Here is a 9614-nt window from a genome sequence, read left to right on the forward strand (position 1 = left end):
CCCTAAGTTAATCAGCGCGTGGCGGGAAGTATTCTCGGAAACACCGCAAGTAAAAATAATAGAAGGAGATATCACCAAACTGAAGGCAGATGCCCTGGTAAGTCCGGCTAATTCATTTGGTTTTATGGATGGCTCGCTGGATTATGCCATATCAGAAAGACTGGGATGGCATCTCGAAAAAGAGCTGCAACAACGCATAAAAAATCTCCCGGAGGGAGAATTATTGGTAGGGCAGGCCATGATACTGGAAACAAATGATGCGGATATTCCTTACCTGATTTCGGCGCCGACTATGCGCATTCCCACCAATTTTAATATCGATACGTCTATTAATGCCTATCTGGCCATGAAGGCTATTTTAATTCAGGCTAATAAAGATGAGCGTATTCACACCGTAACCATTCCGGGTTTATGCACCGGTGTGGGCAGAATGCAGCCTATCATTTGTGCCAAACAAATGTGGTATGCGTTTGAAGAAATTGTGCTGGGGAAAAAACAGGACTTCCCCAACTTTGGCGCGGCACAGAAGTACCATTGGAACCTGAACCCGCAAGGCATGATCTGGACGCATTGATCCGGAAGTGATCCCATCATCCTAATTTCGGATGCAGTTTATGGTAATATAAATACGATACCACCAGGCACACAAAAAACGTTAAATGCCCTATTTCAATCAGGATACTGTCGCCACTGGAAAGATGTGCCACTGCGGCGGATATCAGCGTGATGCCAAAACCAAAGTAGGCAAACTCTTTCAGCTTTGCAGGGACAAAAGGAAGCAGCAACGCCAGCGACCCTAAAAATTTGGCTACGGTCAGCTCTATACGAAACCAGTTGGGTAACCCAAAATGTGCAAAAGCGCTTTTCATCTCCGGGTTGAAACCAAAGTTAAATGCACTCCATAACATCACTGCCGCGAGGATGCCCGTGGCGATCCAGTAGATGGTTTTGTCTTTTTTCATACTAGTTGAATTTAAAAACGCTCAAGAGGATAATGATGAAAATGAAGGCGACTTGCGTGAGGTAAAACCTGTTTAAACTGGCTTTTACATTTTCAGGAATTGCGGTATCGCTTGTCAACGCCAGCTTTATTTTTTTCTGCTGCCGCAGCCCTACCAGCAAGGCATTGGCAATGACAAGCAGTACCAGGCCAAACTTGATCCGGAACCAGAGTTGTTCGCCGAATACGCCGTTGGTCATGAACATGATACCTATGCCGGAAAGAATAATAACGCCAATGCCTACACGCGTAACGACCGGAAAAAAAGACATGGCCTGTAGCACCGCCGGTGCCTTGCTTGCGTCCAGTGCATATTGTTTCCAGAACTGCCTGATGCCGATAAAGTCAGCAATAGTGGACCCGGCAAAGAGGAGAAATCCTATGAGATGGCATACGACCAGGCTGGAGAGAAGGGTTTGTGTCGACATATGTTTAACGATTTATTTATATTAATATCGAAATACTTTATGTAAATGTATAACGGAAATATAGTAAAAACAAAATTTCCGAAGTATTTTTTATATTATTGCTTCGGAAATAATACAACTGTTACATGAACAAAGCTGTGGCGCTTATTACAGCATGGGGAGCTTTTGATGATCATCATCCGGAAAGCACCCTGGAAGAATTTTGCCGGCACTACCTGGCCAGTACGAAAGAAACGGCGAAAGCTCCGCCTGTAGGACGTTTTCTGCCTGTCAGCAGTGACGGGGTGCTGATGCGTGCCATCGGCAGAATTTTTAAACTGCACACCATTTACACTGTAGCCGCGCTGGAAGGCACCGGTATCAATAACATCGATGAGTATTCCCTCCTCAACACGGTAGCACAATTGAAGGAACCCCGGAAAACGGAGGCGATCTATGCTGCCCTGCAGGAGTTGTCTACTGGTACCGATAAGCTGAACCGGTTGAAGAAGCTGGGATACCTGGCAGAATATGACGATAAAGAAGATAAGCGGTCTAAACGCTTAAAAGTAACGCCTAAAGGAGAGAAGGTATTAGTGACCTGCAGAAAACGGATCAGTCAACTGGCAGAGGTCATGTTTCATGACCTGACAGAAGATGATAAGCATTTATGTTTTCAGTTGTTGAAGGGTGTGGAATCGAAGTTTGCCGGCATCTGGCAATCCCACAAAGGGAAAGATTTTGAGGAAATTTACGGGGAGATAGTATTGGGGAAAGAAGTATAATATCACAGGGTATCGGTATGTTCGATACCCTGTGATATTTAGTTATTTTGCTACATCCATGCACAACGTAACACAGTGCCATACTTTTTTGAAGTCTTTGCCTTCATGCTGGCCGCTGGCATCTTCGGTATAGGTACCTTCCAGCATATAGCGGCCGGCCCATGCCGGAGAAAAAGTGATATCGCCCTGTTGGTCGGTTTTCATTTTTTTAGCCCATCCTTCGGGTGATTGAATAGTGACGTCGCCGCCTGCAGGTGCTGCTTTTTTGTAGCTCAACTGCACCTTTTCCGGCTGATGAAGTTTAGGCGCTTTGCTATGATTTGCCAGGATGGAAAAATCCGTGAATGCCGGTATGTTCTCTATTCCTTTCAGGGATCCATTCACTTTTACCAGTCCCAACGCGTAGTAATGGATTTTGTTATCGCCATAAATAGTCTGTACCGTATGATCTATTGACAACACGTATGCACCTGCTGCTTTGGGCGTAAATGTGGCGGTAAAGTGGTTGCCGGCAGGTACCACGGTGAGTGGTTCTTTTTGCCCGTCTGGTGTAATAAGGAACAACGTGAACGCCTGCATGTTGCTGAACCAGTTTTGTACGGAGTCCCGCTCATTATCTGCATACTCTCCCAGAAAAACATTGACTTTCTGTGGTTGTCCGATTTTGCCGGTGGTAAGGGTTTCTATCCAGATGGCGTGGGCAAATAAGGTATGCATGCTACAGCATAAAATAACAGAAAATAGGAATTTTTTCATTCGTATTTAATTTATATGGTATGAAAGAATAATCAGCGGCGAAATTAATCCACTGCTCCCGGGATAGGGACGCCAAAGAGGAAAATGATTTACGCGATCGGGAAAAATAAGTGCGGTGTCATATGTTTCCCACTACTCCAGGCTCCCCAGGTATTGTAACAGTCTTTGCAGGTCCTGGTTGATGGATCTGATGGTTGATTGCAGTTCGTTGACCATCGCAGCGCGTTTATGGAGGTCATCCGATTTATAAATGCCGCCACCGCCGAAGAACAGTTTTTCATCGGCCGCACCCACTGGCAGGTCCAGGTCAAATTTTTCCCAGCGTTGTTTGATGTTGGCGGCCAGCGAGGATTGTCCGCTGTTGCTGAAATGTTTTTCATTCAGCACATACCAGGTAAAGGGGGGATAAATGGCAGAAGTATCCGGGGTATACCAGAGATCTCTTAATACATTTCGTTCATGCAATAGTTTGATCTTTTGACCGGCGGCGTTAATGGTCATGGCCCCCAGACCAGCAGACAGGAGGCCACCACTAATGGCCGCCGCATTCTGGGGCCCATCATCTTTAATGGCCACCGTAGCGATGGTGGTGATGGCGGCCACTATAATAGAAGCGACAGTGAGACGGGTATTTCTTTTACTGTTGAAGTTATCCAGGTACCGGGCCAGTTGATCCGCTCTTTCGCCTTCGCAATCCAGTTCGGCCGCCACACCGGCAATTTCCATAGTGGCCAGCAGCAACCGGTGATGGATCTGTGTCCGGATATCTGTTTTGCGCATGAAGCCTGCCACAGTTGTATCGGCGATCGCTGTTTTCAGTTGTTGAATCAGTTCAAGCGTGCCACTCGCATTGGCGATCAGCACCTCGTGTACCGGCATATCCTTATTGGCACTTAACAACGAATCTGTATTTTTAAGCGGCGCCTTTGCCGGGTCATTGCTGTAAGCCGCGGCCGGAGCGCAGTAGTTATTGGTAATGTTAACCGCTGCCCCGCTGATCACCCGCCCCGTTTTGCACGCCTGCAGCGCACCCAACAACAGGCCCGCCAACAGCCACGGAAAGTAAATCGTTTTCATTGAATGAGTCATCATGATAACATCTCCCGCACTATTTACAAAAAAATGGAACTGTTGTTCACACTGATGGTTGTTAACAGTCAATCGCGCGGACACTATTTAAAAAAACTGTTCTTTTTTATTTACCTTACTAACCCGGAAAATCATAATACTCATGAACGATAACAGCATTGAAAGAGCCAAAATGCCAAAAGGCGACAGCAGCATTTTAGACAGCAGAAGTTTGACCAACAGCTATGCTACCCTGGTTCCCCTGCTGCAAAAAGGAATGCGTGTACTGGACGTAGGCTGTGGTACCGGCGCCATTTCTGCGGGCATCGCGGCGGCAGTAGGCGAAACCGGAACCGTAGTGGGCATAGATAGCAGTCCGCATTTAATTGCCAAAGGCCAGGCAGATCATGCAGACCTTCCCCAACTAACATTAATAGAAGCCGATTTATTCACTTACCACCCGGAAGAGAAATTTGATCTCATCGTTTCTGCCCGTGTGTTGCAATGGTTAAGCAATCCTGCAGCTGCCCTGCAGCAATTTAAATCCCTGCTCAAACCCGGCGGCATCATTTCCATACTGGACTACAATCATACTCAACTCGAATGGACACCCGCGCCACCGGCCAGTATGCAGCATTTCTATAAAGCATTCCTCGACTGGCGCGCAGATGCCGGCATGGACAACGACATGGCCGATCATTTGCCCGGCATTTTTGCGGAGTTGGGTTTTCAAAATATTCAAACATTGCCTGCCGATGAAGTGTATAAAAAAGGAGCTCCTTCTTTCGCAGAGAAAGCAGGGATCTGGTCTAAGGTAGCAGAATTGAGAGGTCCGCAAATGGTGGCTAGTGGCTTTGTAACAGAGGAGGAGCGTTTAACGGCGATTGCTGAGTATAATGCATGGGTACAGGAGGAAGGAGAGGAAATGGTGATGAAGTTAAAAGAGGTGAGGGCTAGCGTGTGAGATGCAAACAAGAATTTATTGGCTGGAGAAGTTCAGCAACGGCGCTGCAATAGGCATCATGCCTCGCCCACGCGGCAACGATTGGCTGGAAGGTGATATACTCAGCCTGAAGAAACAACAGGTAAACGTACTGGTATCTCTGCTGGAACCCGCCGAGATAAAAGAGCTGGAACTTACCCGCGAAGAAGCTAATTGCACCAAACATGGTATCCGCTTTATCAACTTCCCGATCCCGGACAGAGATGTGCCGGCAACAGGAAAAAACACCGAAATATTTATTTGCACACTGCTGGCCGCTATTGATGCCGGGCAATCTGTTTGTATTCATTGCAGAATGGGAATAGGCAGGGCGTCTATCATTGCCGGCAGTGTACTGCTTTTAAAAGGTACCCGGTTCGATGAGCTGATAGATAAGATCAGTAAAGCACGTGGCCTGAAAGTGCCTGATACGGCAGAACAGGTAAGATGGCTGAAGGACAGAGGTTAGTGCAAAGCGCTGAGCCTATTGCTTTAAATAACCCCTACATTACCGGTCACTCCCTGTACCAAAACCGAACATATTAATAAAAAAAAGCTGCTTAATTTGCTGACATACATGCTGACCCACGGTGGCATACTTTTTACCACCTTGCAGTAGCAGATATTGATTATCATGATAAGAAACTATTTCCGGATCGCCTGGCGCAACCTCGTCCGCAACAAAGCTTTTTCTACTATTAATATCATGGGACTGGCACTCGGGGTGACCTGCAGCCTGTTGATGTTACTGTGGATTCAGGATGAAAGAAGCATCGATAAATTTCATGTACATGGTAGGGACTTGTACCAGGTGTATCTAAGACAATCATCTAACGGTAAAGTAGATGGTGGTTATCTTACACAAGGCCCATTACCGGAAGCATTGAAGAAAGATGTGCCGGAAGTGGAATATGCCAGTGGATTACAATACTTTCCTCCTGTTGCTTTTCAGACCAGCGACAAAGTAGTGAAGATGACGGGCGCCTATGCAGGGGCCGACTTCCTCCGGATGTTCAGCTATCCCATATTGCAGGGAACGAAAGAAACAGCGTTGAGTAAACCCGGCACCATCGCCATTTCCCGGCGTATGGCCGAGGTGTTTTTTGGGAGTCCGGAGAAAGCAATAGGACAAAATATCCGGTATGAAGATACCACCAACCTGTCTGTGAGTGCGGTGTTTGAGGTGCCGGCTACTTCTTCGCAGCAGTTCGACTTCCTTCGTACCTGGGATGATTTTGTAAAGCCTAATGCCTGGGCGAAAACGTGGGGCAGTTTTAGTCCGGCTACGTATATCCAGCTCCGTACCCATGCAGACCGCGACAAAGTGTCCGCCAAAATAAAAGATTTCGTTTACAACTATCAGCCTAAAAATAAATCCTCCTATACAGAACTGGGCTTGCAACGCTACAGCGAAAAGTACCTGCATAGCACCTTTGAAAATGGAGAACCGGCCGGCGGTCGTATCGCATATGTGCGGCTCTTCACCTTGCTGGCCATCTTTATCCTGTTGATTGCCTGCATTAACTTTATGAACCTGGCAACTGCCTGGTCTGCCAAAAGAGCGAAAGAGGTAGGTGTGAGAAAAGTAGTGGGCGCAAGGCGCGGGGTATTAGTTATCCAGTTTATTGGAGAAGCCATGTTATTGGCGGCCATTGCTACGGGAGTAGCCGTGTTGATGGCCATCTTACTAATACCTGCCTTTAATCAGCTGAGCGGAAAACAACTCACTGTACCTTTAGACAGCGCTGTTTTCTGGGCTACTTTAGCCGGATTATTGGTGTTAACGGGCTTTGTGGCAGGCAGCTATCCTGCGTTGTTTTTATCTTCCCTGAATCCTACACGCGTGTTGAAAGGAAGTTTAAAGTTCAGCAACAGCGCCACTTTTTTCCGCAAAGGACTGGTGGTGTTTCAGTTTACATTGTCTATTGTGCTGATAGTAGGCATGATGGTGATCTACCGGCAAATGGACTATATACAAACGAAGAACCTGGGCTACGACCGGCAGAATCTTCTCTACATTCCGTTGGAAGGAACACTGCTTAGCAAATACGATGTTTTTAAAGAACAGGCGGCCAATATCCCCGGTGTACTTGCCATTACCAAAATGAAAGAAACCCCTACGGTAATTGAACATCACAAGGGCGACATTCATTGGACCGGCAAAGACTCCGACGATGCCGCTTCTTTTACGGATGCCGTGGTAGGATATGATTTCGTGAAAACAATGCACCTGAAAATTCTGGAAGGACGTGATTTTTCCCGGGACTTCGGAAATGATTCAGGAAGTTATATCCTGAATGAAGCCGCCGTAAAAAGGATTGGATATACCAACCCGGTAGGTCAATATTTTATGCTGGCAGGTGTGCAGGGAAAAATTATAGGCGTACTGAAAGACTTCCACTTCAATTCTATGCACGATGCCATAGAACCGCTGGTGATCCGTTTGGATGAACATCCTAAATGGGGCAGTTTGCTGGTGCGTACGGAAACCGGCAAAACAAAAGTCGTGCTGGCCGGTCTGGAAGGCCTCTGCAAAACCATGAACCCTAATTTCCCATTCACCTACCAGTTCTCCGATCAGGAATATACGAAGCTCTATAAGAGTGAACAAATGGTGAGTCAGTTATGCAATTACTTTGCATTCCTGGCAATCTTCATTTCCTGTTTAGGGTTATTTGGGTTGGCGATGTTCACCGCCGGACAACGCACCAAAGAAATTGGCGTAAGAAAAGTATTGGGCGCATCTGCCACCAACATCTTTGTATTGCTGTCATCCAGCTTCCTGCGGCCGGTGGTACTCGGCATGGGCATTGCCTTTCCGCTGGCCTGGTTTACCATGAGCCAGTGGCTGCAGCATTTTGCGTATAAGATCAACCTGGACTGGTGGATCTTTGGCCTGGCAGGTATAGCCACCATCTTCATTGCCCTGCTCACCGTCAGTTTTCAAAGTATCCGGGCTGCGGTGATGAATCCGGTGAAAAGCCTGAAGTCGGAGTAAGGGCTGCCTGCATTTGGGGCATTAATTCCACGGATTTGACTGAAATAGGCCCTGCTGGCGATGGCACGTGGATTGCCCTATATTCATAAATTCACTGATTATGAAAGTACCTGGCATCATCCTGATTATTGTTGGTATCGCAATGATCCTTTTCAGAGGTTTCTCCGTTCAAACAGAAAAGAAAGTAGTTGATATTGGTCCCGTTGAAATTAATAAGAAAGAAAACAAGTGGATTGGTTGGCCTACCTATGCCGGTGGCCTGGTGGCCATAGTAGGGGTAGTATTGCTGGTGGGTGGTAAAAAAAGAGAGTAGTGTATAGGGAGATGTCCTTCAATTTGAGGCTACTATGCTGAAATTGCAGGACCAATGTGCCCATATTTTAGAACTGTTTATAAAAATATTCCTGGAAAAAATGCGCCGGGAATATTTTTTTTATTCCAAATTACCAAAGTAACTTTGCAAAGTTAATGAGCTAGACGATGATCACAAAAGAAGACCAGGCCATTGCCCAGGCGTTACGCAGTCTGATCACGAAAATGACGAAGCGTTTACGCCGGCAGATCAGCAATCCCAGTTCGCTTTCTGTGGCAGAAGGCAGTGTACTCAGTATCCTGATGAATCATAAGGAAGTGTATCCTTCTGAACTGGGGGCACAACTGAGCATTTCTTCTCAGTTTATGTCGCAGATACTTAACCGCCTGGAGGGACTTGGGTATATTTCCCGCAGGGCCTCACCGGAAGACGGGAGGAAAACGCTGGTGTCTTTAACCAAAAAAGGGAAGGGCATGATAGAAGAGAGCCGGCAGGAGCGGGAAGAATGGCTGGCAGATGTGATCTCCGACCGGTACAACAGCCGCGAGAAAAAGGTCATCAAAGAAGCATTGGAGCTGTTGACAACCGTCGCGGATCTGTAATAAAATTGGGCTCATCCTCCGGAAAATTAAAAGCAATTATATGGCAACGATAAATTCAAAGAAGGTGCTGCTGGTAATGGATATCCAGCGGGAAATGATGAAGCATGTGTCCGATCCGGCCACATTGTTGGGTAATATTTCTGCGGCGATTGCAGGTGCAAGAGCAGCGGATATTCCGGTGGTATATGTAGTGCTGGGCTTCAGGGCAGGTTATCCCGAAATGAGCATGGCTAATAAGATGGCAGGACTCACCCAATCCGGTGGCATGTTCACCCCGCAACATGTCGACGCTGCTATTCACGAAGCCGTGACACCACAGCCTTCCGACGTGATCGTCACCAAAAAGAGATACAGCGCTTTCGCGGGCAGCGACCTGGAAATGGTGTTGCGGGCCATGCGGGCAGAAGAACTGATCATTACCGGTATATCTACCAGCGGGGTAGTCCTGAGTACAGTGAGAGAAGCAGGAGACAAAGACTTTGCACAAATAGTATTGTCCGATGGTTGTGCGGATGGAGATGAGGAAGTACATCAAATCCTGCTGACGAAAATATTGCCGAAACAAGCGAATATTGTTACGACAAAAGAATGGCTGTCGACGTTGACAGCATAATCATTTCCGGCAAAGGTGTATTAAAAGTAATTGAACAGGGGCCAATTACTTTTAATACACCGCATTGCCACATTCGTTATTCCCCAACAG

At 46.9% G+C, this 9614-nt stretch carries 12 protein-coding genes; 8 read left to right on the forward strand and 4 right to left on the reverse strand.

From position 1 onward, the window contains the following. Nucleotides 1–574: macro domain-containing protein (locus VIP81_RS28600; protein WP_331969689.1), on the forward strand; the 574-nt coding region annotated here is incomplete at its 5' end. Between the two features lie 16 nt (nt 575–590). Here the strand turns inward: VIP81_RS28600 and VIP81_RS28605 are convergent. Next, a complete protein-coding gene (locus VIP81_RS28605; RefSeq protein ID WP_331969692.1) occupies nt 591–962 on the reverse strand; it encodes a DoxX family protein in 372 nt (123 codons plus the stop codon). Nucleotide 963: 1 nt separating this feature from the next. Beyond that, the gene (locus VIP81_RS28610; RefSeq protein ID WP_331969695.1) at nt 964–1428 is read right to left on the reverse strand and encodes a hypothetical protein; all 465 of its coding nucleotides are present in this window, start codon (nt 1426–1428) and stop codon (nt 964–966) included. Between the two features lie 125 nt (nt 1429–1553). On the opposite strand from VIP81_RS28610, the gene VIP81_RS28615 reads away from it, so the two are divergent. Next, nucleotides 1554–2192, forward strand: coding sequence for a MarR family winged helix-turn-helix transcriptional regulator (locus VIP81_RS28615; protein WP_331969698.1), 639 nt, complete (start codon nt 1554–1556; stop codon nt 2190–2192). Nucleotides 2193–2234: 42 nt separating this feature from the next. Here the strand turns inward: VIP81_RS28615 and VIP81_RS28620 are convergent, their stop codons facing one another. Then, nucleotides 2235–2948: a hypothetical protein gene (locus VIP81_RS28620; protein ID WP_331969701.1), complete on the reverse strand. Its 714-nt coding sequence runs from the start codon at nt 2946–2948 to the stop codon at nt 2235–2237. Between the two features lie 132 nt (nt 2949–3080). Further along, nucleotides 3081–4025, reverse strand: coding sequence for a hypothetical protein (locus VIP81_RS28625; protein WP_331969704.1), 945 nt, complete (start codon nt 4023–4025; stop codon nt 3081–3083). 154 nt (nt 4026–4179) lie between these two features. Between VIP81_RS28625 and VIP81_RS28630 the strand changes: the two genes are divergently transcribed. The 6 genes from VIP81_RS28630 to VIP81_RS28655 all read left to right on the forward strand — a co-directional run bounded on the left by VIP81_RS28630 (nt 4180) and on the right by VIP81_RS28655 (nt 9524). Beyond that, nucleotides 4180–4980, forward strand: a complete 801-nt coding sequence (locus VIP81_RS28630; protein WP_331969707.1) for a methyltransferase domain-containing protein — start codon at nt 4180–4182, stop codon at nt 4978–4980. A 1-nt stretch (nt 4981) separates the two neighbouring features. Next, a complete protein-coding gene (locus VIP81_RS28635; protein ID WP_331969710.1) occupies nt 4982–5467 on the forward strand; it encodes a hypothetical protein in 486 nt (161 codons plus the stop codon). Between the two features lie 165 nt (nt 5468–5632). After that, complete coding sequence (locus VIP81_RS28640; protein WP_331969713.1) at nt 5633–7996, forward strand: ABC transporter permease; 2364 nt, start codon at nt 5633–5635, stop codon at nt 7994–7996. Between the two features lie 100 nt (nt 7997–8096). Then, entirely contained in the window at nt 8097–8309 is a 213-nt protein-coding gene (locus tag VIP81_RS28645; RefSeq protein ID WP_331969716.1) for a hypothetical protein, read from the forward strand. Nucleotides 8310–8476: 167 nt separating this feature from the next. Next, nucleotides 8477–8911 carry a MarR family winged helix-turn-helix transcriptional regulator gene (locus tag VIP81_RS28650; RefSeq protein WP_331969719.1) on the forward strand — a complete coding sequence of 145 codons (435 nt, stop codon included), beginning with the start codon at nt 8477–8479 and terminating at the stop codon, nt 8909–8911. 40 nt (nt 8912–8951) lie between these two features. Further along, nucleotides 8952–9524 (forward strand): isochorismatase family cysteine hydrolase, encoded by a 573-nt coding sequence (locus VIP81_RS28655; RefSeq protein WP_331969722.1) that lies wholly within the window; start codon nt 8952–8954, stop codon nt 9522–9524. Nucleotides 9525–9614: the final 90 nt, after the last annotated feature.

Origin of the sequence: Chitinophaga sp., from assembly GCF_036566945.1 — a bacterium.
Classification (GTDB): Bacteria; Bacteroidota; Bacteroidia; order Chitinophagales; family Chitinophagaceae; genus Chitinophaga.

Coding starts and splice junctions, on each gene's coding strand:
- VIP81_RS28605 (WP_331969692.1), bottom strand. CDS start 962: ATGAAAAAAGACAAAACCATCTACTGGATCGCCACGGGCATCCTCGCG.
- VIP81_RS28610 (WP_331969695.1), bottom strand. CDS start 1,428: ATGTCGACACAAACCCTTCTCTCCAGCCTGGTCGTATGCCATCTCATA.
- VIP81_RS28615 (WP_331969698.1), top strand. CDS start 1,554: ATGAACAAAGCTGTGGCGCTTATTACAGCATGGGGAGCTTTTGATGAT.
- VIP81_RS28620 (WP_331969701.1), bottom strand. CDS start 2,948: ATGAAAAAATTCCTATTTTCTGTTATTTTATGCTGTAGCATGCATACC.
- VIP81_RS28625 (WP_331969704.1), bottom strand. CDS start 4,025: ATGAAAACGATTTACTTTCCGTGGCTGTTGGCGGGCCTGTTGTTGGGT.
- VIP81_RS28630 (WP_331969707.1), top strand. CDS start 4,180: ATGAACGATAACAGCATTGAAAGAGCCAAAATGCCAAAAGGCGACAGC.
- VIP81_RS28635 (WP_331969710.1), top strand. CDS start 4,982: ATGCAAACAAGAATTTATTGGCTGGAGAAGTTCAGCAACGGCGCTGCA.
- VIP81_RS28640 (WP_331969713.1), top strand. CDS start 5,633: ATGATAAGAAACTATTTCCGGATCGCCTGGCGCAACCTCGTCCGCAAC.
- VIP81_RS28645 (WP_331969716.1), top strand. CDS start 8,097: ATGAAAGTACCTGGCATCATCCTGATTATTGTTGGTATCGCAATGATC.
- VIP81_RS28650 (WP_331969719.1), top strand. CDS start 8,477: ATGATCACAAAAGAAGACCAGGCCATTGCCCAGGCGTTACGCAGTCTG.
- VIP81_RS28655 (WP_331969722.1), top strand. CDS start 8,952: ATGGCAACGATAAATTCAAAGAAGGTGCTGCTGGTAATGGATATCCAG.